This is a genomic window from Clostridium beijerinckii (genome assembly GCF_036699995.1).
Taxonomy (GTDB): Bacteria; Bacillota; Clostridia; order Clostridiales; family Clostridiaceae; genus Clostridium; species Clostridium helianthi.
This window is the reverse complement of the sequence record NZ_CP144906.1, coordinates 5,506,610-5,531,731: the sequence shown is the minus strand read 5'-3', so window position 1 is coordinate 5,531,731 and position 25,122 is coordinate 5,506,610. Positions and strand designations below refer to the sequence as shown.

Genomic DNA, 25,122 nt, shown 5'->3' with positions numbered 1-25,122 from the left:
ATGAAAGTTATTTTATTACAAGATGTTAAAAAGATAGGTAAAAAAGGTGATATTATTGAGGCTTCAGATGGGTATGCAAGAAACTTTTTATTTCCAAGGAAATTAGCACAAGAAGCTAGTGCTGCAAATATGCACATTTTGAATAATAAAAAAGAAAATGAGCGAAAACAAAAGTTAGCAGAACTTGAAGCAGCACAAAAATTAGCTGAAGAATTAAAAGGAAAAGAAATAAAAATTAAAGCTAAGACAGGAGAAAATGGAAAGTTATTTGGTGCAATTACTAGTAAAGATGTTGCAGAATTAATTAGAGAACAGTATAAGATTGAAATAGATAAAAAGAAAATTGTTATGGATACAATAAAATTAGCAGGTGGATATGAAATTGATATTAAACTATATCCAGAAGTTAGCACTAAAATGAAGGTGATTATTGTTCCACAAGAATAAGGAGGATTAATTTTGAATTCATATGATGACGCAAGCTTATTGCAGGATATTATTTCAGGAACCTTATCATTAGAATCACAAATCGAGGCTTTATTTTCTATAACTAAGAATGTACTCGACAAAGGAGCTTTTAGGGCTAGAACAGTTAGGTTTAAACTAGATAAATTCATTCAATCATCAAATCTTTGCGATAAAGTTTTCGCACTAAATACTATATTAGCAGAGGGAAAAGATTTAAAAGTTACACCTAAGGAAGAAGAATTGCAAAAAGCCATAAATAGAACAGTTAGGTTAATTTCAAATGAACTAGCAAAAAGATATGTTCAAAATAAAATTGAATCTCAAGTTGAACAATCTATTATGGAAAAGCAGGAAAAGTATATAGATGAAGTTAGACTTTCAGTTATAAACAAGCAAAAGGGTTCTGAAAATAAAAAGACTATCAGCAAGTTAAATAATTTAATAGAATTAGATAGTAGAATTACTAGTAAAAATATTATGAGCTTTTTAAGACCAACGGATTTTAAGCAAGTAGTTGGGCAAGAAAGAGCTATAAGATCATTAATATCAAAGCTTTCATCACCATATCCACAACATATAATATTATATGGACCTCCGGGAGTTGGAAAAACTACAGCAGCGAGATTAGCTTTAGATGAGGTTAAAAAACTTTCATTTACTCCTTTTGATGACAAATCTAAATTCGTTGAAGTTGATGGTACTACATTAAGATGGGATCCTAGAGAAATAACAAACCCATTGCTAGGATCGGTACACGATCCAATATATCAAGGAAGTAAAAGGGATCTGGCTGAGGTTGGGATACCAGAACCTAAACCAGGTTTAGTTACACAGGCGCATGGAGGTATACTATTTATAGATGAGATTGGAGAATTGGACTCTATGCTTCAAAATAAGCTGTTGAAGGTTTTAGAAGATAAAAGAGTAGAATTTTCATCATCATACTATGATCCAGATGATGAAACAATTCCTAAATATATAAAATATCTTTTTGATAATGGAGCGCCAGCAGACTTTGTTTTAATTGGCGCTACAACTAAAAGTCCAAGTGAAATTAACCCAGCCTTAAGGTCTAGATGTACAGAAGTGTATTTTGAACCTCTTTCTTCAAAGGATGTTGTATTTATAGTAGAAGATGCAGCTAAGAAATTAAAGGTAAAATTAGAAGATGGGGTTGCTAAAAAGATAAGTAATTATACATTTGAGGGTAGAAAAGCTGTAAATATTCTGACAGACACATATGGATATGCGTTACACCGATCTAAAAGATTTGTTGATAACTTAGAAATAAAATTATCAGATTTAGATGAGGTAATATCAGTTGGAAGATATACACCATATGAAAGATTAAGCAATGTAGACAAAAGCGAAGTTGGCCATGTATATGGATTAGGTGTTAGTGGTTTTTTAGGATCTACAATTGAAATTGAAGCTACCGTTTTTGCTGCAAAGAAAAAGGGTTCAGGTATAGTAAGATTTAATGATACAGCTGGAAGTATGGCTAAGGATTCCGTATTTAATGCTGCTTCAGTAATTCGAAGCTTAACCGATAAAGACATTAAAGATTATGATATTCATGTTAATATAGTTGGTGGAGGAAAAATAGATGGACCTTCAGCAGGTGCAGCTATTACCATTTGCATAATAAGTTCGTTGTTAAACAAACCCATAAGACAAGATATGGCTATTACAGGAGAGATATCACTCAAAGGAAATGTCAAACCAGTTGGAGGAATATTTGAAAAAATATATGGGGCTAGAAGAATGGGAATAAAAACTGTTTTAATTCCAAGTGATAATAAAAACGAAATTCCTCTAAATACTGATGACATAGATATTAGAGCTGTAGGATCTATAAAAGAGATTATGGATATTGCCTTTATTTAATTTAATGAAATAGGTCTCCTTAATATGAAGGAGACTTTTTTTTGCAACTAAGAAATGATAAAATTAGAATGATGATATACAAAAGATAAAGGGAAAATTAATTGTCAATTGATAATTAGATAGGAGGAATAAAACTTGGATGCATCAGTTATGAGGAGTTTGCCTCAAAGCATAGAAGCGGAACAATCAGTTATAGGATCTATGATCATAGATAAAAATGCTATTGCCAAAGTTCTAGAGAGTTTAGAAGAAGAGGATTTTTATAGAGATGGTCATAAGGTAATATATAAGGCTATACAAGAAATGTTTAGAAATGATATAGCAGTAGATTTATTAACACTATTAGAATATTTGAAGAGTTCTGATATGCTTGAGAGAGCTGGAGGGGTAACCTATATAACAGAAATAAGCTCTTCTGTACCAACTACTGCAAACTTAAGCGCATATATAAAAATTGTTTCTGATAAATCTACGTTGAGAAAACTTATTAAGTCATCAACTGCAATAATAGAAGAAAGTTATAATAATCAAAGTAATGTGGAAGATGTCGTGGATAGTGCCGAAAAGAAAATATTTAATATAGCTGAAAAAAGAACATCAAAGGATTTCGAACCTTTAAGTGATGTATTAGAAAGAGGATTTGCACAAATAGAGAAATTGTTCAACAATAAGGGAACAATTACTGGTGTAGGATCTGGCTTTACTGATCTAGATGCAAAAACATCCGGATTTCAAAGTGGAGATATGATATTAATAGCAGCTAGACCTTCAATGGGTAAAACAACATTTGCACTAAATATTGTGGAACATGCGGCTCTTAGAGAAAATAAAAGTGTTGTAGTCTTTTCTCTGGAAATGTCTAAAGAGCAATTGGCATATAAACTTCTTTGTTCAGAAGCAAACGTAGATATGTTAAGCCTTAGAACTGGAACTTTAGAAGATAAGGATTGGGAAAATATAGCTATGGCTGCAGGTCCGCTTTCAAAGGCGAAAATTTATATAGATGATACTGCTGGCGTAACAGTTATGGAAATGAGATCAAAATGTAGAAGACTCAAAATGGAGTATGGAATAGATCTAATTGTAATAGACTATTTGCAGCTTATGTCTGGAGGATCAGGTAGTGATAATAGACAACAAGAAGTATCTGAGATTTCGAGATCGATTAAAGCATTAGCTAAAGAAATGGAATGCCCAGTAATAGCTTTGTCTCAGCTGTCACGTGCGCCGGAGCAAAGAGCAGATCATAGGCCGATGTTATCTGACTTAAGAGAATCAGGATCTATAGAGCAAGATGCTGATATTGTTATGTTCTTATATAGAGATGAATATTACAATAAGGAAACTGAAGATAAAAATATCGGTGAATGTATAATGGCTAAGCAGAGAAATGGACCGGTTGGAACTGTTAAACTCGCTTGGCTTGGTCAGTATAGTAAATTCGGTAATTTAGATTTAATTCATAAGGAATAAAATTTAAATAATTAGTAATACTAAATAAAAAAGATATAAGAAATTTATATAAATATAAAATTTCTTATATCTTTAAATGATGTTAATAATATGATTATTATTAAACAGCTTTTGGAATTATTAATTTTAAACTGCTTTTATTATCATGGAGTAAAATATTACTTACATCAACTTTTGATAAATAAAAAATTCGCTGAAATAAAAATTCTTTTGAATTATTATTAAACATAATTTTTAATATTAAAAAATGATTTTTATAAGATATTTCTAATATATGTTTACTATCATAGAATGAATCTACATTTATATAATAAAAATCTGAAGATTCTTCAAGTTCACATGTAGGAAGTTGTTCTTCGAGCTCAAGAGATAGCACGGAATTAATGAATTCTTTTGGGCTTATTAAACAATTATTATATACTAAAAAATTATCTTTCATATATATTCCTCCCTTCATATTTAATTATAGTTTGTGAAGTTTTAATACAAGCTATCCTATGATAGTGGTGGTTTATAATTAAGATATTCATATAAAATGATAAAATTTGAATAAATAACAAAAATTTTTTAATGGGGGCTATGATATGAATAAAAAAATTGGTTTCATCGGTTGTGGTAATATGGGAAGTTCTATGGTTGGAGGTCTTATTAAATCTGGATTTATAAAGGCTGATGATATAATAGTATCAACTAAAACTGAATCTTCTTCAAAGCGATTGGAAGAAAGTTTCCAAGTGAAAACAACTTTAGATAGTGCAATTGTTGCAAGAGAATCTGATGTTATTATTTTAGCTATTAAACCTTTTATGTTTAAGGAAATGATAAGTGAAATTAGATCGGAATTAACAACAGATAAATTGATTATTACTATAGCTGCAGGAATTACAATTAGCAATATGGAGGAATGGATTAATACTAGTGCTAAAATAATTAGGACAATGCCAAATACGCCAGCACTTGTAGGGCAAGCAATGTCAGCAGTATGCCCTAATAAGAATGTCACTAAAGATGAGTTGGATTATTGCTTTAAGATATTTGAAAGTTTCGGAGAATGTGTTCAACTAGAAGAAAAAGATTTTCACGCATTTATTGCATTATGTGGATCATCACCTGCATATGTTTTCATGTTTATTGAAGCTATGGCAGATTCAGCGGTAAGATTAGGAATACCTAGGGCTAAAGCTTATAAAATGGCAGCGCAGAGTGTCTTAGGATCATCAAAGATGGTCTTAGAAACAGGAAAACATCCAGGAGAGCTAAAGGATATGGTTTGTTCACCTGCTGGGACTACTATAGATGCAGTAGTTGAATTAGAAAAATTAGGTTTTAGAAATAGTGTTATACAGGCTATGGATAAGTGTGCAGAGAAATCTAAAAATATGTAGTAATTGAAAAGTGGAGGTATGTTAAATAATTATAATTATTTAACATACCGTTTTTTATAAATTTAATATTCCGAATCAGAACTAATTAAGAGGCCAAATGATTTAGATATATTATAGTAAAATTCAAAATCTTCTTGAGTATTAAAAAAGCAAGGAAATTTTAAATTATAATTTCCCCAAATTGTTATAGGTTTATTAGTAAAATAAAAAGTGACGAAGAAAACTTCTCTTGTATTTAAACGAACTAGGAATGGTATAAGTTCTTTATCAACAAGTCTAAAAAATACACCAGTATGTTCATCAAAATTTAAATGGGATGTGAATATATCTCTATCTTCATCTGAAAGAAGATCAAAAAACTTATTTTTGTCTTCAGGTGAAATTTTGTTTATATAAAAATCTATATAAGCATTAGAATCATTGATCTCAAAAATATATTCTATTAATTTGATTAGTTTATTCTCACCATCATAAATATCACTAGCTGCAAGAGTAAAATTTTTGAAAGAATATAAGCCATCAAGTATATTATTAAATCTTATATTAACTTTAGCTTTAAAGTTATCATCACTTATAGGTATTAGTAATTTATTCATGTGATTCACTCCCAATGTAATTAATAATTAATTAAATAGTTTATGGTTGCCTATAGTATTGGTTATAGTTAAGTTGGTTTTAAGAGAATAATATATTTATCAACATAATTCTTGAAGATGCTTCTTGTGGATAAGATTTATAATACTATAATGTGGATAATTATATAAAATTTATTCTGTGAATAATTATTGCTTAAGTAAAGTTGTGGATAAAATATTTATTTTTAATATTATATTATTTGGTAGAATCTTAATAGAAAAATAATACAAATAATAAAACCTACAATTGAGTTTATCATTCAATTGTAGGTTTTATTTGAAATAGGAAATCAAAAATTGGAATTCATGAATACTAAATACTAGCAACGCCGCTTCTAATTGCCGCCTCTTTAACAGCTTCAGCAACTAAAGCTTGGACTTTTAGATCGAATGCTTTTGGTATTATATTATCAGGAGACAGCTCATCAGCTGGTATAGCATTTGCTATAGCATAAGCAGCAGCTACTTTCATATCTTCATTAATTTCTGTAGCTCTTACATCTAAAGCACCTCTAAATATTCCTGGAAAGGCTAATACATTGTTTATTTGGTTAGGATAATCTGAACGACCAGTTCCCATTACTGCAATTCCAGCTTCTTTTGCATCTTCAGGAAAAATTTCAGGGGTTGGATTAGCCATTGCAAATATTATTCCATCTTTGTTCATAGTTCTAACCATATCTTTAGAAACTATATTTGGGGCAGAAACACCAATAAACACATCTGCACCTTTTATAACATCTTTAAGTGTACCAGTTTCATTATTTGGATTAGTTATATTAGCCAGTTCTTGCATGTAAATATTATGACTTAAATCCTTATCCCTACTTATTACGCCATCTATATCACACATTACTATATTTTTAGCCCCAGAAGAAAGTAGTAACTTACATATGGCAGTTCCTGCAGATCCAGCACCATTTATGATTATTTTTAGGCTTTCTAGTTTTTTATTTACTATTTTTAAAGCATTTAACAGACCTGATAAAACAACTATAGCTGTTCCATGTTGATCATCATGAAATACTGGAATACTTAATTTCTCTTTCAGTCTTTTTTCAACTTCGAAGCATCTAGGAGCTGAAATATCTTCTAGATTTATTCCTCCAAGAGTTGGGGCGATATTTACAACTGTATTAACAATTTCATCTATATCTTTAGTATCTAAAACTATAGGGAATGCATCTACATTACCAAATTCCTTAAATAAAATACTCTTACCCTCCATGACAGGTAAAGAAGCAAGTGGACCAATGTCTCCAAGTCCTAAAACCGCGGTTCCATCAGAAATAACAGCAACTGTATTCCATTTACGAGTATATATATAAGCTTTGGCTGGGTCTTTATGTATTTCACGACAAGGTTCTGCAACACCAGGTGTATATGCAAGACTTAGATCCTTAGCAGTCTTAACTTCACAGGTAGGTTTGATTTCATATTTACCTTTTTTTTCTTCATGAAATTTCAAGGCTTCTTCATAAATATTCATTAAAAACACTCCTTAATATGCTAAATATATTCAAATTTACAAAAACATGATCTTTATCATAACAATATAAAACAATTATACGAATTATTTATAAAAAAAGCAAAAAAATATTCGATATGTGGTTGACCATAGAAAAGTACTTTGCTACTATTTAAAAGGAGAGGTTAAAATAAATTTAATGAAACTCCAAATTGATAATAAAAATTAAAGTTATTTATTTAAACTTTATATATTAAGGGAGGCAATATAAATGTCAGCATTTATTGTTTTAGGAGCTCAATGGGGAGATGAAGGAAAAGGAAAGATGACAGATTACTTAGCAGAGGAAGCTAATGTAGTTGTTAGATTTCAAGGTGGAAATAATGCTGGTCACACAGTAGTGGTTGGTGATAAAGAATACAAATTGCGATTAATACCATCTGGAATTTTATACGAAGATAAATTAAATGTTATAGGTAATGGAGTAGTTGTAGATCCAAAGGCTTTATTTGAAGAAATAGAATACTTAGAAGGTGTTGGAGTTAAAATATCGCCTGAAAAGTTAATAGTAAGCGATAGAGCACAGCTTATAATGCCATACCATAAGGTACTAGATAAATTAAAAGAAAAAGCTAGAGGAAAAAATGATATAGGTACTACAGGTAGAGGAATCGGGCCTTGTTATACAGATAAATTTGAAAGATGTGGAATCAGAGTTTGTGATTTACTGCATGAAGATGTTTTTATAGAAAAATTAAGAGAAAATGTTGAAATGAAAAATGCTTATATCACTAAAGTATTAGGTGGAGAAGCATTAAATTTTGATGAGATACTAGCTGAATACTTAGGTTTTGCTAAGAAATTAAGACCATTTGTTCAAGATACATCAGTTAAGGTATATGATGCAATTAAAGCCGATAAGACGGTTTTATTTGAAGGCGCTCAAGGAATGCTATTAGATATTGATTATGGTACATATCCATATGTAACATCATCTAATACAACAGCAGGAGGCGTTTCAAGTGGTTCTGGTATAGGGCCTAATATGATTACTAATGCGGTAGGTATAACAAAAGCATATACTACAAGAGTCGGTAAAGGACCATTCCCAACAGAATTACTTGGTGAGACTGGAGACTGGATTAGAGAAAAGGGACACGAATATGGCGTAAATACAGGAAGATCAAGAAGATGTGGATGGCTTGATTTAGTTATAATTAAAACTGCAGTTAGAGTGAGTGGATTGACATCATTAGCTGTTACTAAGATTGATACTTTAGCTGGTCTAGAAAAAATCAAAGTATGTGTTGGATATAAATTTAATAATACAGTTATAGATTACTTCCCAGCAAGTTTAGAAGACTTAGCTGAGTGTGAACCAATTTATGAAGAATTTGATGGCTGGGATGATAGTGTAGCTGATGTTAGAAGTTATGATGAATTACCTGAGAATGTTAAGAAGTATTTAGCAAGAATATCAGAATTTACAGGGACTAGAATTTCTATTGTTGGAGTTGGGCCAAAGAGAGATCAAACTATGAGAATAGATAATCTATAGTTTAGTATTATGCTCTGGTATTGACTTTATGTTTTGTATAAAATATAATTTTATTGTAGACAATAATTACATAAAGTTATATTAAAGAAGGTGAAAGTATGATAACTAAAGATATGACAATTGGTGAAGTAGTTAGTGCAGATCAATCTAAAGCTCAAGTTTTAATGAGTTTTGGAATGGGATGTGTTGGATGTCCATCAGCTCAAGCTGAAACTATAGCAGAAGCTGCAACAGTACATGGATTAAATCTAGACGATTTATTAGAAGCATTAAATAGATAAGATAATTATTTTAAAAGGATTTTCTTTTTAGGGAATCCTTTTTTACTTATTAAGAAATATATTTATATCGTTTATGTTTTTTTATGTGTAATTCAATTTTTGTGATTATAATAGATTATAAGATTAAATAATTCATTAACAATATTATTGATAATTTTTTATAATAATAAACATAACATATAGTAAAGGAGGGGAGGAGTTGTAAATCAAAATAGATACTATTTAGCTATAATTTATTCGTTAAATAAAGGTGTTTTAAAGTTAGCTTGAGATTTATTTTTGCATTTTACAATTGTTAATTATGAGTAAGAAGTTTACAAAAAAATATGAAATACATTACTATGAAGTAAATTCTAACTTAAGATGTAAATTGTCATCTATAATAGATTTTGTATGTGATGTAGGTACTCAGCAATCAGAAGCCTTAGGTGGAGGAATTGATTACTGTACGAAAAATAACTGCGCTTGGGTTTTTTATAAATACGATATAAAAATGTATAGATATCCAATGTTTGGTGAGATAATAAGTGTCACAACAGAAGCTATAGGCTTTAAGAAATTCTATGGATTAAGAAAATATACAATTAATGATGAGAATAATAATGTTATAGGGGAAGCACTAGCATTATTTTTCCTAATTAATATAGATAAAAGAAGGCCAATGCGAATACAAGATGAACAATATCATATATATGGAGTAGATGGTGATGTTGATTATGATATAAGCATGGATAAAATAGAAAGAACAAATGATGAACAATACTATAAGCAATTTAGTATAAGATACAGTGATATTGATTCTAATAACCATGTTAATAATGTCAAATATGTTGAGTGGGCAATGGAAGCTGTTCCTCTCGATATTATTAATAATTATACTCTTAAAAGAATTAAAGTAGTATTTGAGAAAGAAACAACATATGGGGATAAGATTTCATCAACTGCTGCTATAAATGTAATTGATGAAAATAATTTAAAATCATATCATACTATAAAAAATAGTGAAGGAACTGAACTAACGCTATTAGAAGCAGATTGGAAAAAATAATAAAGGTAAATATAGGAGATTAGCTGTTGTAAGAATCTAGGTAGCATTAATAATTACGACAGCTAATTTTAGTATTATTTTTATAGATAAGTTAATAATTTTTAGCTATTGGCAGCAGACTTAGCAGCTAAATATCCAGAACTCCATGCCCATTGAAGATTAAAACCTCCACAGTCGCCATGAACATCTAAAATTTCTCCACAGAAATAAAGATTTTTAACTAACTTAGATTCTAAAGAAATATTATTTACTTCAGATGTATTTACACCGCCAACCGTAACTTGTGAATTGTTAAAGCCATTAGTATCAATACATTTAAAATCCCATCTCTTAAACTTATCAATTAATTTGCTGGTAGTTCTCCAATCAATACTACTGCACGGTAAATGTATATCTTTTATCCCAACATCTTTTAAAATTGTAGAAATTAATTTTTTATTTATAACCCCAATTAGGGCCGTTGATATTTCTCTGTGACCAAACATAGAAATATGTGTGGTAAAGAAATTTTCAATATCATCGTTACTTTCTAGTGGAAACATATCTATTCTTATAGTTACATTTCGATTTTCATAAAGAGCTTTAGAAGCATAAGATGATAATTGCATTATAGGGGGACCTGAAATTCCATAATCAGTAAAAAGTATTTCGCCAAACTCTGTTCGAATAACTTTATTATCAACTAAAATAGAAGCAGAGCCATCAAATTTTACTCCTGACAGAGCTTTTAGATAAGGATAATCTAATTTTAATTGAACAATGCCAGGAATAGGCTCTATAATACTATGACCCAATGATTTGCATAGTTTATAGCCAGATCCATCAGAACCTGTTTTGGCAGCGGATTTACCACCACAGCTTAAAATAACCTTTTTACAAGAAAAATGTTTAAAGTCATCATTATTACTTGTTAAAATAAAGTTATTTTTTTTACTTATAGAATTAATTTTACAATTTGTGTATAGATGTATTTGTCTATCCTCTATTGCCATTCTGAATATATCTATTACAGAAGAAGCCTGAAGAGATTTGGGATACATCTTTCCGTTTTCTAATTCAATTAATGGCAATCCTAGAGATAAAAATGTGCTTTCAGTATCTTTAACAGTAAAGTTATCTAACGTCGCTTTAAAGAAATCTTGATTTTCACTATGGAAACACCCAAATGGGCGAGATATATTCTTATTAGTAATATTACATCTTCCATTGCCAGTTACAAGAATTTTTTTGCCAATTCTATCGTTGCTCTCAATAATGGCCACATCAAGTCCAAAATCCTTGGCTATTATTGCAGCCATTAGGCCAGAGGCACCACCGCCGACAATTATTAAATCGTGATAAATCATTATAACAATCACTCCCTATGTATGTTTTATTGACCATATAAAATTAAATCACATATTTTACCCAGTGCTAAAATAAACTGAATATTTTAAGTATACCATTAATTTATTAATTACTACTAAAATAAAAGGATTCAAATCATATTATTCAATACTTTATAATACTTTTTAATAAATTTTATCATAGTAATATTAAGGTTAAAAGAAAGGAATACTAAAAATGAGGTGATTTTATAATGGAAGTAAAGGTAATTAATATGAATTCAGGAGATTTCGGAAGGGTATTTAAAGTGATAAGAATGAACTTTGATAATATAATGGTCAATTATCCAAATATGAGTGGGGTAAAGAGTTTTTCTTTTAATGATGTGGAATGTATAAGTGAAAATGATATAGACAAATTTTTAATTAATAATAGAAGTTTCTTAAAAATTAAATTAAAAAGAGGGATATCAGTACTTTTTTATAATGCACTATATGAATCTTTGAAGTTAGAAATTAAAGAAGAGGTAAAAGATCTAATTCTTTTAAGAGATAAATATAAAATGTACAAGAGTAAAGTATGGGAAAAGGAAATGCTGTTATTTATAAATAATAAATTTCCTTTAGAAGTTAAAGCTTCAGGAAAAAATTTTAAAAAAAATGGATATAGTATAAATATTAATAAAATAGAGAAAGAAGATTTTTTAGAAATATGTTGTGGGGAAATAAAAATTATTGAAGAGCAAATTAATTTAAAAAAATGTCTTTTATCTAGTCTGAAGGAGGCTAGAGATCATATTGAAGGAACCCATGAAATGTAGATATAATGCCAATTTATTAAAAATAAATAATATAAAAATAAAAAAAATGAAAAAATGTGTTGACAGGGAATCTAATTTTATGTATTATAGTCTATGTGGTCAGCAGCTTGAATAACTCAAGGACATCTAGTTAAGACATTTAAGCGAAAGACAATATAGCATGGCTCCTTGGTCAAGCGGTTAAGACACCACCCTTTCACGGTGGTAACAGGGGTTCGATTCCCCTAGGAGTCACCATTTATATCTATCTTATGGGCGCATAGCTCAGCTGGGAGAGCACCTGCCTTACAAGCAGGGGGTCACAGGTTCGAGCCCTGTTGTGCCCACCATAAGATGGCTCAGTAGCTCAGTTGGTTAGAGTGCCGGCCTGTCACGCCGGAGGTCGAGGGTTCGAGCCCCTTCTGAGTCGCCATTTAAAATATGCTGGCATGGCTCAACGGTAGAGCAGCTGACTTGTAATCAGCAGGTTGTAGGTTCGATTCCTATTGCCAGCTCCATTTTAAATAAACATAATAAAACTTAATATGGCTCCTTGGTCAAGCGGTTAAGACACCACCCTTTCACGGTGGTAACAGGGGTTCGATTCCCCTAGGAGTCACCATTTATATCTATCTTATGGGCGCATAGCTCAGCTGGGAGAGCACCTGCCTTACAAGCAGGGGGTCACAGGTTCGAGCCCTGTTGTGCCCACCATAAGATGGCTCAGTAGCTCAGTTGGTTAGAGTGCCGGCCTGTCACGCCGGAGGTCGAGGGTTCGAGCCCCTTCTGAGTCGCCATTTAAAATATGCTGGCATGGCTCAACGGTAGAGCAGCTGACTTGTAATCAGCAGGTTGTAGGTTCGATTCCTATTGCCAGCTCCATTTTAAATAAACATAACAAAACTTAATATGGCTCCTTGGTCAAGCGGTTAAGACACCACCCTTTCACGGTGGTAACAGGGGTTCGATTCCCCTAGGAGTCACCATTTATCTATCTTATGGGCGCATAGCTCAGCTGGGAGAGCACCTGCCTTACAAGCAGGGGGTCACAGGTTCGAGCCCTGTTGTGCCCACCATAAGATGGCTCAGTAGCTCAGTTGGTTAGAGTGCCGGCCTGTCACGCCGGAGGTCGAGGGTTCGAGCCCCTTCTGAGTCGCCATTAAAGAACAAGTTCTTATAAACTAGAGCTTGTTCTTTTTTTTGTTTTAAAAATTATAATAAAGTCAGATCTGGGAATAAATTTTGAGAGCATATAAATACAGGTTAGTAAGGCGAATTTATAATATTAATTTGTAGTAAAAATGAAAACTCTAATATGATAGTCATTAAGATAATAAATATCATATTAGAGTTTAGTTTATTTGAATCAAATTAAAATTATCTATTTTTTTCTAAATTTTTCTTAATCCTTATATCTTCAGAATAAAATTTGCAGAGTTTAAATTCTCCAATTAGTCTAGAAGCGATTCTCTCACTATACTGCTTTGTTATTCCTGGCAAAGTTAAATTGGTTGAGATAAGCATTTTCTTATTAGTAAGAATTCGCTTGTTAATTATATTAAATAATTCAGTTACTGAAAATTCATTAAGGTGTTCTGCGCCTAAATCATCTACAATTAGTAAGTCGCATTCTAGTAATAATGATTCTAAGCCTGAGTCATTATTGAATCTTATTTCTCTTAAATTCTTAATTAACTCATCAGAGGTTTTATAAATTACTAAGAATCCCATATCTAATACGGCTTTAGCAATGCAATATGATAAATATGTTTTACCACTACCTGGATTTCCGTAAAATAATAAGTTTGTTGATATTTCTGAAAAACTAGGAAGATAGTCTTTTAATATATATTCTAAATTATTCTCCATGTTTTTTCTAGGAGAATATTTTTCATCTCCAAGTTTATGACTTGAAAACAAATTTAAATCAAAATTATCAAAGTTATTATAGGATGTCGTATTTTCTAATTCTGAGTTTTTATAGTATAACTTAATAAGCTTTTGTTTATAGCAAGTACATTTTATATTGCCTATAAAGCCTGTATCTTTACATTTATTGCATTGATATCGCAAATTCAAATATTCAGGGTCATAACCTCTTTCAACTAGCATTTCGCATTTTTTTATTCTTAAATCTGTTATATTCTCCTTATAATCATCTATTGTCTTTTCACTATCTTTAGATTTAAGAATTGATACTGCCATTTTTAAAGATAATCGTTGAATTTTATTATCCAATTCAATAATCTCAGGATATTTCTTTGATATTTCTTCTTTTCTAATCTTCAAATTTCTAGCTTCATCTTCTCTAAGTTTATCATATATTTTTAAAATTTCTGTTTGATAACCTTTAATCATCGCTATCCCATCCTAAAAGTTTTTTTTCTAATGAATCATAGTCATACTCTCGAGCCTCAAAGTTATTAAATTTGAGAGATGATTTATCATTATTATTAGTATTATAAGTTTTTTGATACTTATTATTTTTTGAATTTTTATTATCTTTAAGAGCTATATCTTCTAAAGTTCTAATATTATTTTTATTCCAATTACTTAAGATTCCGTCGATATACTTGAAATCTGCTCTATTCAATCTTTCAAAGCATACATCACAAGCTTTAAATATAATTTCATTTGAATACTTATAAATAAGAAGCCATTTTTCTATTAAATCCTGTTGAGGCTTCATTATGTCCGTATTATTTATACCTAAATAAGTAAGAATTTTTCTTATATTAATCCACTTATCCTCTGCTTTTTTTATTAAGTTTTGAGCTTGCTCGATAGTGGCTATTTTTTGATCATGCCAAGCTATAGCAACCTTTTCTATATATCTAGAATCACTTTTTCCCTTTGATATACAGTATTCCATTAAAATCAGAATTAATTCAGATGAAAAACCGAATTCCTTTTGCCAATTTAAGTAAAGTGACATTTCGTTTGGCGATAGAGGTCTAGCTAGAAGAGTTTCAATATCCTTTAGCATATCTTTAGTATTTGTACTATCCAAGGCTTCTAATAAGTCAACTTGTTTAGTAGGTTTGGATGGTTCTTCAACTAAATCTATGAATTCTACATTAAAGTTGCCCATCTTATCTATCTGAGTTAGCTTTATAACTCCTTGATCATTCCAATAATTAAATGCATTCATAATGTCTGATTCTAACAAATTAAGCGAGGAAGCTAGTATTGATGAGCTAACGCCTAATTCACCAGAAATAGTATACTTTAGCATCAATAAATAAACTTTTACAAATTCGCCTCTAGCCTGCGGCATGTATTTTTCTATAAATACATTGTTAACAGGAGTGAACCCTAGAGATCTATTCTTTAACATAAATGTGCTCATTCCGTTTACTACCTACCTTTCAGAGTTTTAATATATATTATAAAAACAAAACTTTATTTAATAATATTAGATTAACATAATCGTTTATAATGTAAGTTATATGATAACCTAATGTATGTAAATAATTATAGCATATTATAGCCTTAATAAAGCGAAATATTAATCAACTAATACTTGGGATTAATTACTTTTATATAAGATTTGAGAGAAGATAAAGAGCACGCATTTGTCTTTATAAGAAATTAACTAATCTAATAAAACAAATGCATGCTTCTAAATATGGATAATATTCATTAAAATAAATAATCATATGATGAGTTTATTTATATTTACAATACCTTCACCTTGAATTTGATTGGATATCTCATCAATAGGATCACATGCAACCTTTAATAAGGAAATCATATCTTTGAAAGTTATTGATGGATTTTTCTCACATAATAACGCACATAATCCGCTAATATAGGCTGTAGCAATAGATGAGCCTGTAAAAGTTTTATATGGTACTTCAAGTTTATTTGGGTAAACCTTAATTCCGTTTTTTTCTGAAATATAGTTATTATCAGAATTCAAAGATATAATATTAACGCATGCAGCAGATAAATCAGGTTTTAATAATTTCCCATATGGTCCTGCGGAAGAATAAGTATAAGGCTTCATTATGGAGGTAGTTGTATTTAGACCACCTATAGTGATACAGCTTGGGAGCGTAGCAATTCCCATAATAGAAGTTTTTTCACTCAGGTTACTTCCGCTAGGAACTATCGGAATTAATCCTTTCGATATAGCATACTTAAATGTCAGATCAAAGCAAGAGATAATGAATGTATTATGGGTTAAAAGTTCAAAAGGCAAACATAATACCTTTATGTTATTTTCTTTAGATATATTAGATAAACTTTCTATAGAATATAATATATCCGAAGCAAATCCTTTACCGAGTTTATCAAATGCCTTGTAACAGAATAGCTTACTTTTATTACAAATTCCTTTATACATATTATTTGATGAGATACCACTGCTACACAAAATTCCGGCCATGGAGGTACCGTGTCCATTATCATCATAAGGATAGCGAAAGTTATTAATTAAATCTTCAAATAACTCTATTTTAGTGCTAGGGGAAGTTAGGTCTTGATGAGGAAATATTCCACTATCTACAAGTCCTATTCCTACTCCTGCACCAGATAAACTATACTTTTCCGAAAAGTGGATTTTATTTGCAGTAGTCACGCTCATTCCGCACAAAAACAGGTATTCATCCAAGTAAATTTTTTTTATTTCAGGATATTCAGAAATTCTATCTATGCCTCTTGAATTTAGTTCGGCACTTATAATATTAGAGGATTCAATAATGTGATGTACAGTACCTTTATATGAACTAATTTTTTTTACTATTGAGGATTGAAAATCTTTATATTGTATAAGTATTCTATAACTTTTATAAGCATTTTTTGATATATAATCTTTTAGATTATGGTCTAGCTTACTTTTAGATGAAAACATATATTTCTCCAAAATATTATTACTTCAATATATTATATGAAAAAGAATTTTATTGTTAATAAAAAATGAATGATTAAAAAAATTTTTGTTATACAATATTGATTCAATAGATGAAGAAATTGTACAAAAAATTAAATAGTAGATTGATTATTAAAAATAAATACAAGTATGAAACTTGAATAAAAATAATAATCAATCTACTATTTAAAAACTGTAGGTCTCCCCTATGTCTATAATTTTTATAGCTTTATCATTTAAATTTAATAATGATTCTTCAGTTTCCTGAAAATTCTCTAATGAAATTTTAAAAGTTTTATAATGAATTGGTATCATTGTAGGGCAAGACATCATTTTAAACATTTCATAACTCTGTTCTGGCGTACAATGCATATACGAAAATCTATCAGGTTTATAACACCCTACAGGCATTAATGCAACATCACAGGATATATTCTTAAAATTATCAGTGAGCGCTGTATCTCCTGCGAAGAACACGCTTTTATTTTCTCTTTCAATTAAATATGAAATACTTTCATCATCATGTCCAAAATAGAAGCGTCTCCCATCATGATTAGCTTCGTAAGCAGTAATTTTTATAAAGTCATCTTCATATACATCTCCAGGATGTAATAAAAATACATTTTTAAAACCAAGCAGTCTAGCAATACGGGTATATCCTTTTGGAACAATAAAGACAGCATCTTTATTTAATTTTTTTAGAGATGAAAAATTTAAATGATCCATATGTCCATGAGATAGTAGGATATAGTCTACTTTTAAATCATTTATGTATACTGGTTTTTTTGCAAGTCTCTTAAAATATCCCAAGGAATTGGAAAATACAGGGTCAGTTATAATAATTTTATTTGATAGATTAATAATTGTGGTAGCATGACCAAACCAATTAATTGAATTTTCTATAATTTTATCAGATTTTATCTCAGCGCTTTTTTTTACATATTCTTTTATATTGTTAATTGTTAAATGGAATAAAAAATTAATGTTAGAAAAAAGATTCAAGTCTTATCCGTCCTCTCCTAATGATTCCACTTAAATATTACAATACCAGCAATCATAATAGCAATACCTAAAAAATGATTTAATGAAAATCTAAGCCGTTCACTGCCAAATAACCCAAAGGCATCTATAAGTGCGGCAGCAAGTAATTGGGATATCAATATAATACCAATACCGAAAGTAGGTCCCATTGAGCTGACACTTTTTATTACGGTAAAGGTTATAACAACCCCTAGTGCGCCACCTAATAAATAAAGCTTGTTGGAATCCTTCAAATTAGAATAATTACCATCACCTAAAAATAAAAAAATGATAAGGCTTAAGATAAGGGCAATTATCTGAACTAATAATGTAGTTTCCCATACTCCTATTTTCTCACCTAGTCTGGTATTAAATACACCTTGAATACTCATAGCAATTCCAGAAATTATTGCACATATTATTCCAAACATAACATCACCTCAGAATTATTATTCCCCTAAGAATATTAAATATTATAAAAAATAAAAATGGTGTTATGTAATTAGCATGAATACATTAATTAAAGTATAACCAAGTTGTCTAAATCCTTAATAAATTGATTTTGTATTTGAGATTCTGAAAAACCTAATGTCAATCCTAGACTTAATAGGTCTTCAAATAAAGTTAAGTAGTGATCTATAGATGGGAAAGCAATTAAATCATTTATGTCAATATATAGGTTTAGAAACTGATCACTTAAACAATAGTCATTAGGCGTCATAGATACTGCAATTAAATCTGTATATTTATGATCAATACCCAGTGTTAAGACTTGAGAAATACAAGTTATATACTTATCGAATATAGCACTGATGTTAACAGGTCTAGATTTTTTTAGTAAGTAGCTAAAACAATTAGTTTCACTAGCCAATGCACCAAGAGAGATTTCAAATTCTAGGTTTTTGCGTACTCGCAATTTGTGGGAGTCTAGCTCTTCATTTATAGATAAACTATCATTGTATTTTTTTTGTACTTTAAATAGTGGCTGAATATTCATAGTGAATCCTCCTACATTTCTAATAATAATATTATTTTACAAAATCTTTAAAATAAATGAAAGTTCGGAAAACGACTACAAAAAAATATTTTTAGAAAATTCGAAATTAAGAGATTATTTTTAAATTAATTTTACTTTCAAGGAAAATATAACTATAGATTTAGAGTGATTTTAAAAAATATTAAAAAAGACTGTACTGAATATAAAAATTCAATGCAGTCTTAAAAACATAAACTAATTGGATTGTTTAACAGGCGATTTATTATGATAGTAAGAACGCTTAAACTAAAAGTCTTTCAAAATATAAGATTTTAAGGGAGTATTCTTTTTTACCGTAGGAAGCTTCCATATTTCAACACTCTTAATTCTTAATTTAACAAGGTTATCAGTATTATATATCTCAGGGAAATTTAGCTTTACATCTTGCTTTTTATAGTCCTTAGGAAGATAACCTAAATTTGCAAGTGAAACAAAACTATCTCCAAAAGACTTAACAGTAAATCCGTTAAGTTCTAATATATCAAAAAGACTACGAGAAAGTCTCCTTATATAACCTTTATCGTCTATTTTTAAATTTATACTTTTGGTAGGCTCAAACAAATAGACTAAATCACTTGCATCAATTCTAAAACTCTTATAAGGTGCTATAATTTTATCAACAACTGGATATAATTTATCCAAATTTGGATTTTCAATAGATGTTAATAAGACAAAAGGCATAGGTGAGTTTCTATTTGCTCTGAATTTTTTTGACATATTCCTTTGTATTGGTGATATTACTTGATAGGTTTCCTCATCAAATAATGCAACTATATAGTACTTCATGATAAACCTCACAATCTCAATATATTGTATTAATAAAAATCTTAGTAAATTATAACACAATAAATAGAATAAAAGAATAGAAGAATAATTAAATAGTAATGATAAGAACAATTAGGTTTTTAAGGATATTTTTTCAATAAAAGAAATATTTATTCCAGTAATATATGTTTTAAGGGATATAATTACAACAAAACCAAAAGAAAAATTGTGTTGTAACACATATATAGTTAAAAAAGTGTTGATGGACTGAAAAAATGTATTTAAATAAATTTAGTTTATGATATAATAATTAAAGTAGATTTTAATTATAAAATAGGTTAATAATGTAAAATAATATATATGATAATATAGATTTTAATAGATAGGGTGAATTCAATGGAGAGATTAGTTATAAACGGCGGAAACTTGCTAGAAGGTACTGTTGATATCAATGGGGCCAAGAATGCAGCAGTAGCAATATTACCAGCAGCTATAATGGCAAGTGATGGAAAATGCATAATTGATAACATACCAGATATTGAAGATGTACACTGCTTGGAAAGAATACTTAGAAGCTTAGGTTGCGATATTATTAAGATAGATAACAATACTTTAGAAATAGATAGCACTAATGTAAATAATTTTGATGCGTGCACGGATGATGTTAGAAGAATGAGAGCTTCATATTATTTTATTGGAGCTTTATTAGCACGATTTAAGAAAGCAAGAGTAGTTCTTCCAGGAGGATGTTCAATAGGGGTAAGACCAATTGACCAACATATAAAAGGATTTGAAGCTTTAGGAGCTGATGTGTTTATAGAGCACGGAGCAGTTAATGTTAAAGCTGATAAGCTAGTAGGCGCTAATATATTTTTTGATGTAGTTTCAGTAGGAGCAACAATAAATGTTATGATTGCGGCAACATTAGCAGAGGGGGTAACAGTGCTAGAGAATGTAGCAAAGGAACCTCATGTTGTTGATGTTGCGAATTTCTTAAATTCAATGGGAGCTGACATAAGAGGTGCAGGAACAGATGTAATAAGAATTAAAGGAGTAGAAAGCCTAAAAGGCTGCTCTTATAGCGTAATACCAGATCAAATTGAAGCTGGTACATTCATGATAGCAGCTGTTGCTACAGGTGGAGATGTTTATATAAGAAATGTTATACCAAAGCATTTAGAATCAATTACAGCTAAGCTTACAGAGATGGGGGCAGTGATTGAAGAAGGTGATGATTGTATTAGAGTTACCGTGAACTCACCACTTAAGGGTGTGAATATAAAAACCACACCATATCCAGGATTTCCAACGGATATTCAGCAACCAATGTCAACATTGCTAAGTATTGTACCGGGAAGAAGCTTAATTACTGAATCTATTTGGGAGAATAGGCATAAACACATAGATGAATTGAAAAAGATGGGAGCCAATATTAAAGTTGAAGGCAGAGTTGCGATTATAGATGGAGCGCAAAAATTGACAGGCGCAGTGGTAAAGGCAACAGATTTAAGAGCAGGTGCTGCCATGGTTATCGCGGGATTAGTTGCAGAGGGAACAACTGAAATAACTAGTATAGAGCATATTGATAGAGGATATCCTCATATAGAAAATAAGTTTAGAGCTTTAGGGGCAGATATTAAGAGAATAGAAGTTGATGAATAGTATAAATTAAAGGGGAGGAGATTGGAATGATATTTTGTTCTTTATATAGTGGCAGTAGCGGTAATAGTATGTTTATTGCTTCAAATAAAGCTAAGATATTAATTGATGCAGGACTCCCAGGTAAAAAAATTGATTTAGCGTTGCAAGAAATTAATGAAAATCCAAAAGACTTGAACGGAATTTTTATAACTCATGAGCATAGTGATCATATCAAAGGGGTTGGAGTACTGTCTAGAAAGTATGACATTCCTATATATGCAAATGCTGATACTTGGTCTGCTATGGAAAGCTTAATTGGAAATATAAAAGAGCATAACATAAAAGTAATTGATAAAAGATCATTTACTGAAATAGAAGATATGAGCATTAAAGCATTTAATATTCCGCATGATGCAGCCGCGCCAATGGGATATACAGTTAGCTCAGGAGAAAAAAGCATAAGTGTAGCAACTGATTTTGGAACTTTTACAAGAGAAATTTATGATAATATAAAAGATTCAGAAGTTATTCTTCTTGAAAGTAACCACGATGTAAATATGCTTAAGTTTGGACCATATCCATATCCTTTGAAACGTAGGATATTGAGCGAAATAGGACATTTATCTAATGATGATTGTGGGAGTGCCATAGTTGAACTATATAAATGTTCAACTAAGAAAAAGATTATTTTAGGGCATTTGAGTAATACTAATAATCAACCAGATTTAGCATATCAAACTGTTTTAAACGTGCTAAATGAAAATGGAATTAAGCTAAAAGAGGACATAATATTAACTATGGCAAACAGACATAATCCTAGCAGTTATATAGAGATATAGTTTATTTGAGCTTATAATTTATAGAAATATATTATATATAATCAATGAAGATTTAAGGGAGGACTTAAAAATGAGTTTATATACAAATTGGACTGACATGGTTGTTGACTATGTAAAAACTAAGGGAGAAAATGCTTTCTGGGAAGAATATAGTAAATTAGAAAAATCAATATATAAAGATTTATTAGCTAATCATAAAAGTGTTAAAAAGACTACAATAAATGAATTAGCTAAAGATTATGATTCCACAGTAGAATTTGCTATGGGATTTATGGATGGTATTAATGATAGTTTAAAAACTCAATATGATCTTGAGGCTATAGATGCTGATACAGAAATAGTACTTGATATAAATCTAGAAACTTTATATTTGAATATGCTAGATGCAAAAGCAGAATATTTATACACATTACCACAATGGGATGGAATATTCTCAGTGGAAAAAAGAAATGAAATACAAAAGCAATACAAGGAATCTAAGATTGTAAGAAATCTAGATAAAGTTGGAAGAAATGATATGTGCCCATGTGGAAGTGGAAAAAAATACAAAAAGTGTTGTGGAAAAGATAAATAATATAATTACATATAAATGATCTTCATGTTATATTGGAGTTTCTTATTCGATACACTAAAAAACCCTAGTTTAGATAGGGTTTTTTTCTTTATTAATGGTTTCGTGAAAAATAACAATTCACAAAAAGCAATATAGTTGGTATAATTATGTTATACAAGGAATTGTAGTAAATAAATAGTAATGCTATGAAAGCACAAGTATAGATTTTAAAGATCTGTATTTAGTGCTTTATTTTTTTATTAAAAGTAAATATAAGAATAATAGGTAGTGTAAAAAATATATGAAAAATCAATCCAACTACCATTTAATGTTAAATTATGTTTGCTAGTTGCCCTTGACACACCTAAAGATAAATGGTCTTAGGCAGTTAAGGACGGGTGAATGATAATTTTGAACATGACTAATAGACCCGCCTATTGAGATATTTTACCATTTATCTTTGTGGGCGTGTCAAGGGTGCGTTTCACCAACTGCTTTAGATCATTAGGCAGTTATTGTACAGTTATTTAGAACAAAGTCTTGAGATAGTTCAATAAATTTGCACCATCTAGTAGGCATGTTGGACATTGACTCTAACTCTTCAAGGATTACAGGAGTTTTGCCTTCAAGGGCAGAATGTGGTCTTAGAAAGTTAAAGTATGCCACAAACATAGTTACAAATGCAACCGACCCGTTAGGACTTCCGAAGCCAGTAGTAGCTCTATAATTGCCTTTAAAGGTTCGGTTAAGACGTTCAATAATTTGCTTCAATGGCCTATATTCTTTTGAAACTTCATCTTTATTGGTTAAGCCTATAACTTGAGTAACATCGAATTTTATACTATGGCTTGCAAAGAAGTGCTGTGCAAGAAGATATATAGGGTTACCATCAGTTATAAGATTAAGATCTTCAGGTATTTCTTTTAACTTACTTAGAACATCATCGATGGCTTTTACAGCCGTTTCGGTATCTCTATGTGGTGATACTCTGTAAGATAGAATAATCTTTTTAACAGCATCAAAAAAGAAGAAAATATAGTTCCACTTACCGTTAACTTTTATGTAGGTTTCATCGCCGCAGAAAGAGTCAGAAAGTTTATAATCGTAGTTATCTATAAATGGCTTAACTACAATTGAAACGGCATTAACATAGTTTAAAATTGCTTGATGAGATATTTTAATATCATGAATATCTTTAAGCAATGCAGCTGTCTTTCTGGAAGATAAACCGTAGTTAACGTAGTAAGTTAGAATGAGTCCTAAGGTGTAAGAAGAAATCATAATGTTTGGAAGAGAAACCTTTGATTTTACCGGACTTTCTTTAGAAAGTGGCTTAAAGTCAAAAGTGAAATCTCTAAATATGTATCTAACTTTGAACTTACCAGGATTCTTCTTAAAATCTTGTTTTTCAGATTTTGTCATTGATTTAAGATTATTTTGGTAAAAAGAGCAATTATCATTCTTACACTTATAAACGTAGAAATCCTTACGCGCCTTGATTCTTTCAAGTGTTTTACTGCAGTGAGGACATCTTAACACTATGGATTTCTGATAGTAATTTTTAGGATTGAATGTGGTATCACAGACTTTGCAAAGATATTGTCCTCGGCCTCCGTTATTATCGTAAAGATAGGTATGTGGAGCACCACACTTAGGACAGATAACATCCTTAGGAGCTAACGCTTTGTTTTTGCGAGGTTTCACAGGAGCAAATTCTTTGCCGTGCTTAAACTCATATTCAGCTATTAGAAGCTTATAGTTAAGTTTTTCGGGAACATCAAAGATTGGTTGATCATCTACTTGAAGCTTTCGGTATTCTTTCTTAACAGGTTCGTCCGAAATGCTTTTAAGCAAGTTTTTGCCAACCAGCAAAGTCATGAGATACTTTATAATTTCAATAAGATAAATTACAGTTTCAAGAAGAAACTTATTAATCATGGTAATAGCTTGCCTCCTTTTTTAGTTCAGTGTTTTTGTTTTGCAAGTATAAAATATCTTAACTTTTTGGGGGTGGCAAGTTATTTATATAAAAAATAAGAAAAATTAAAGGGTTGCTGCCTTAGTTAG

23 protein-coding genes and 11 tRNA genes are annotated in these 25,122 nt (G+C 30.2%); 22 read left to right on the top strand and 12 right to left on the bottom strand.

Translation table 11 applies throughout. The annotated features are described in order from the left end of the window. The 3 genes from rplI to PZA12_RS24795 all read left to right on the top strand — a co-directional run bounded on the left by rplI (nucleotide 1) and on the right by PZA12_RS24795 (nucleotide 3,828). On the top strand, nucleotides 1-447 hold the full coding sequence (gene rplI, locus PZA12_RS24805; protein WP_077845050.1) for a 50S ribosomal protein L9: 447 nt from the start codon (nucleotides 1-3) through the stop codon (nucleotides 445-447). Between the two features lie 12 nt (nucleotides 448-459). Continuing rightward, nucleotides 460-2,355, top strand: coding sequence for a Lon family ATP-dependent protease (gene lonC / locus PZA12_RS24800; RefSeq protein ID WP_078117623.1), 1,896 nt, complete (start codon nucleotides 460-462; stop codon nucleotides 2,353-2,355). 135 nt (nucleotides 2,356-2,490) lie between these two features. After that, complete coding sequence (locus PZA12_RS24795; RefSeq protein WP_077840070.1) at nucleotides 2,491-3,828, top strand: replicative DNA helicase; 1,338 nt, start codon at nucleotides 2,491-2,493, stop codon at nucleotides 3,826-3,828. A gap of 100 nt (nucleotides 3,829-3,928) precedes the next feature. Here the strand turns inward: PZA12_RS24795 and PZA12_RS24790 are convergent, their stop codons facing one another. Next, nucleotides 3,929-4,267, bottom strand: a complete 339-nt coding sequence (locus PZA12_RS24790; RefSeq protein ID WP_017213159.1) for a hypothetical protein — start codon at nucleotides 4,265-4,267, stop codon at nucleotides 3,929-3,931. A 145-nt stretch (nucleotides 4,268-4,412) separates the two neighbouring features. Between PZA12_RS24790 and proC the strand changes: the two genes are divergently transcribed. Next, a complete protein-coding gene (proC, locus tag PZA12_RS24785; RefSeq protein WP_077840068.1) occupies nucleotides 4,413-5,213 on the top strand; it encodes a pyrroline-5-carboxylate reductase in 801 nt (266 codons plus the stop codon). A gap of 62 nt (nucleotides 5,214-5,275) precedes the next feature. Here the strand turns inward: proC and PZA12_RS24780 are convergent, their stop codons facing one another. Beyond that, on the bottom strand, nucleotides 5,276-5,809 hold the full coding sequence (locus tag PZA12_RS24780; protein ID WP_078117621.1) for a hypothetical protein: 534 nt from the start codon (nucleotides 5,807-5,809) through the stop codon (nucleotides 5,276-5,278). A gap of 352 nt (nucleotides 5,810-6,161) precedes the next feature. Continuing rightward, nucleotides 6,162-7,337: an NAD(P)-dependent malic enzyme gene (locus tag PZA12_RS24775; protein WP_078117620.1), complete on the bottom strand. Its 1,176-nt coding sequence runs from the start codon at nucleotides 7,335-7,337 to the stop codon at nucleotides 6,162-6,164. A gap of 250 nt (nucleotides 7,338-7,587) precedes the next feature. Here PZA12_RS24775 and PZA12_RS24770 point away from each other — a divergent pair, with 250 nt between their 5' ends. The 3 genes from PZA12_RS24770 (at nucleotide 7,588) to PZA12_RS24760 (ending at nucleotide 10,203) form a co-directional block, all read left to right on the top strand. Beyond that, nucleotides 7,588-8,874, top strand: coding sequence for an adenylosuccinate synthase (locus tag PZA12_RS24770; RefSeq protein WP_077840065.1), 1,287 nt, complete (start codon nucleotides 7,588-7,590; stop codon nucleotides 8,872-8,874). Between the two features lie 98 nt (nucleotides 8,875-8,972). After that, the gene (locus tag PZA12_RS24765) at nucleotides 8,973-9,155 is read left to right on the top strand and encodes a DUF1858 domain-containing protein (protein WP_012061222.1); all 183 of its coding nucleotides are present in this window, start codon (nucleotides 8,973-8,975) and stop codon (nucleotides 9,153-9,155) included. A 301-nt stretch (nucleotides 9,156-9,456) separates the two neighbouring features. Further along, the gene (locus PZA12_RS24760) at nucleotides 9,457-10,203 is read left to right on the top strand and encodes an acyl-[acyl-carrier-protein] thioesterase (protein WP_078117619.1); all 747 of its coding nucleotides are present in this window, start codon (nucleotides 9,457-9,459) and stop codon (nucleotides 10,201-10,203) included. A 101-nt stretch (nucleotides 10,204-10,304) separates the two neighbouring features. On the opposite strand, the gene PZA12_RS24755 is transcribed toward PZA12_RS24760, so the two are convergent. Beyond that, nucleotides 10,305-11,549, bottom strand: coding sequence for an NAD(P)/FAD-dependent oxidoreductase (locus PZA12_RS24755; protein WP_078117618.1), 1,245 nt, complete (start codon nucleotides 11,547-11,549; stop codon nucleotides 10,305-10,307). A 233-nt stretch (nucleotides 11,550-11,782) separates the two neighbouring features. On the opposite strand from PZA12_RS24755, the gene PZA12_RS24750 reads away from it, so the two are divergent. The 12 genes from PZA12_RS24750 to PZA12_RS24695 all read left to right on the top strand — a co-directional run bounded on the left by PZA12_RS24750 (nucleotide 11,783) and on the right by PZA12_RS24695 (nucleotide 13,487). Next, on the top strand, nucleotides 11,783-12,349 hold the full coding sequence (locus PZA12_RS24750) for a hypothetical protein (RefSeq protein WP_077845043.1): 567 nt from the start codon (nucleotides 11,783-11,785) through the stop codon (nucleotides 12,347-12,349). A 162-nt stretch (nucleotides 12,350-12,511) separates the two neighbouring features. Then, nucleotides 12,512-12,586: transfer RNA gene (locus tag PZA12_RS24745), tRNA-Glu, on the top strand. 16 nt (nucleotides 12,587-12,602) lie between these two features. After that, nucleotides 12,603-12,678, top strand: a tRNA-Val gene (locus PZA12_RS24740). A gap of 6 nt (nucleotides 12,679-12,684) precedes the next feature. Then, nucleotides 12,685-12,761 (top strand) — tRNA-Asp (locus tag PZA12_RS24735). 10 nt (nucleotides 12,762-12,771) lie between these two features. Beyond that, nucleotides 12,772-12,846 (top strand) — tRNA-Thr (locus PZA12_RS24730). A 29-nt stretch (nucleotides 12,847-12,875) separates the two neighbouring features. Continuing rightward, nucleotides 12,876-12,950: transfer RNA gene (locus PZA12_RS24725), tRNA-Glu, on the top strand. A 16-nt stretch (nucleotides 12,951-12,966) separates the two neighbouring features. Continuing rightward, nucleotides 12,967-13,042, top strand: a tRNA-Val gene (locus PZA12_RS24720). A 6-nt stretch (nucleotides 13,043-13,048) separates the two neighbouring features. Continuing rightward, nucleotides 13,049-13,125, top strand: a tRNA-Asp gene (locus PZA12_RS24715). Between the two features lie 10 nt (nucleotides 13,126-13,135). Further along, nucleotides 13,136-13,210, top strand: a tRNA-Thr gene (locus PZA12_RS24710). 29 nt (nucleotides 13,211-13,239) lie between these two features. After that, a tRNA-Glu gene (locus PZA12_RS24705) sits at nucleotides 13,240-13,314 on the top strand. Between the two features lie 14 nt (nucleotides 13,315-13,328). Next, nucleotides 13,329-13,404: transfer RNA gene (locus PZA12_RS24700), tRNA-Val, on the top strand. 6 nt (nucleotides 13,405-13,410) lie between these two features. Beyond that, a tRNA-Asp gene (locus PZA12_RS24695) sits at nucleotides 13,411-13,487 on the top strand. A 218-nt stretch (nucleotides 13,488-13,705) separates the two neighbouring features. Here PZA12_RS24695 and PZA12_RS24690 read toward each other — a convergent pair. The 7 genes from PZA12_RS24690 to PZA12_RS24660 form a co-directional block, all read right to left on the bottom strand. Continuing rightward, the gene (locus PZA12_RS24690; protein WP_077839315.1) at nucleotides 13,706-14,686 is read right to left on the bottom strand and encodes an ATP-binding protein; all 981 of its coding nucleotides are present in this window, start codon (nucleotides 14,684-14,686) and stop codon (nucleotides 13,706-13,708) included. Next, the gene (locus PZA12_RS24685) at nucleotides 14,679-15,677 is read right to left on the bottom strand and encodes a DnaD domain protein (RefSeq protein ID WP_242984903.1); all 999 of its coding nucleotides are present in this window, start codon (nucleotides 15,675-15,677) and stop codon (nucleotides 14,679-14,681) included. Before PZA12_RS24685 ends, PZA12_RS24690 begins: the two co-directional genes overlap by 8 nt. 306 nt (nucleotides 15,678-15,983) lie before the next feature. Next, nucleotides 15,984-17,183 (bottom strand): S8 family serine peptidase, encoded by a 1,200-nt coding sequence (locus tag PZA12_RS24680; protein WP_078117633.1) that lies wholly within the window; start codon nucleotides 17,181-17,183, stop codon nucleotides 15,984-15,986. A gap of 204 nt (nucleotides 17,184-17,387) precedes the next feature. Further along, nucleotides 17,388-18,203 (bottom strand): MBL fold metallo-hydrolase, encoded by an 816-nt coding sequence (locus PZA12_RS24675; RefSeq protein WP_077841273.1) that lies wholly within the window; start codon nucleotides 18,201-18,203, stop codon nucleotides 17,388-17,390. A 17-nt stretch (nucleotides 18,204-18,220) separates the two neighbouring features. Next, entirely contained in the window at nucleotides 18,221-18,652 is a 432-nt protein-coding gene (locus PZA12_RS24670; protein WP_078117634.1) for a DMT family transporter, read from the bottom strand. 89 nt (nucleotides 18,653-18,741) lie between these two features. Next, nucleotides 18,742-19,218 carry a dUTP diphosphatase gene (locus PZA12_RS24665; RefSeq protein ID WP_077841272.1) on the bottom strand — a complete coding sequence of 159 codons (477 nt, stop codon included), beginning with the start codon at nucleotides 19,216-19,218 and terminating at the stop codon, nucleotides 18,742-18,744. Nucleotides 19,219-19,503: 285 nt separating this feature from the next. After that, a complete protein-coding gene (locus PZA12_RS24660) occupies nucleotides 19,504-20,043 on the bottom strand; it encodes a hypothetical protein (RefSeq protein ID WP_017209946.1) in 540 nt (179 codons plus the stop codon). 375 nt (nucleotides 20,044-20,418) lie between these two features. Between PZA12_RS24660 and PZA12_RS24655 the strand changes: the two genes are divergently transcribed. The 3 genes from PZA12_RS24655 (at nucleotide 20,419) to PZA12_RS24645 (ending at nucleotide 23,076) form a co-directional block, all read left to right on the top strand. Beyond that, nucleotides 20,419-21,684 carry a UDP-N-acetylglucosamine 1-carboxyvinyltransferase gene (locus tag PZA12_RS24655; RefSeq protein ID WP_077839320.1) on the top strand — a complete coding sequence of 422 codons (1,266 nt, stop codon included), beginning with the start codon at nucleotides 20,419-20,421 and terminating at the stop codon, nucleotides 21,682-21,684. Nucleotides 21,685-21,710: 26 nt separating this feature from the next. Further along, nucleotides 21,711-22,502: an MBL fold metallo-hydrolase gene (locus tag PZA12_RS24650; protein WP_017209944.1), complete on the top strand. Its 792-nt coding sequence runs from the start codon at nucleotides 21,711-21,713 to the stop codon at nucleotides 22,500-22,502. A 70-nt stretch (nucleotides 22,503-22,572) separates the two neighbouring features. Then, on the top strand, nucleotides 22,573-23,076 hold the full coding sequence (locus tag PZA12_RS24645) for an SEC-C metal-binding domain-containing protein (RefSeq protein WP_077841270.1): 504 nt from the start codon (nucleotides 22,573-22,575) through the stop codon (nucleotides 23,074-23,076). Nucleotides 23,077-23,559: 483 nt separating this feature from the next. Here the strand turns inward: PZA12_RS24645 and PZA12_RS24640 are convergent, their stop codons facing one another. After that, nucleotides 23,560-24,993, bottom strand: coding sequence for a DDE-type integrase/transposase/recombinase (locus PZA12_RS24640; protein WP_168983577.1), 1,434 nt, complete (start codon nucleotides 24,991-24,993; stop codon nucleotides 23,560-23,562). Nucleotides 24,994-25,122 lie beyond the last annotated feature (129 nt).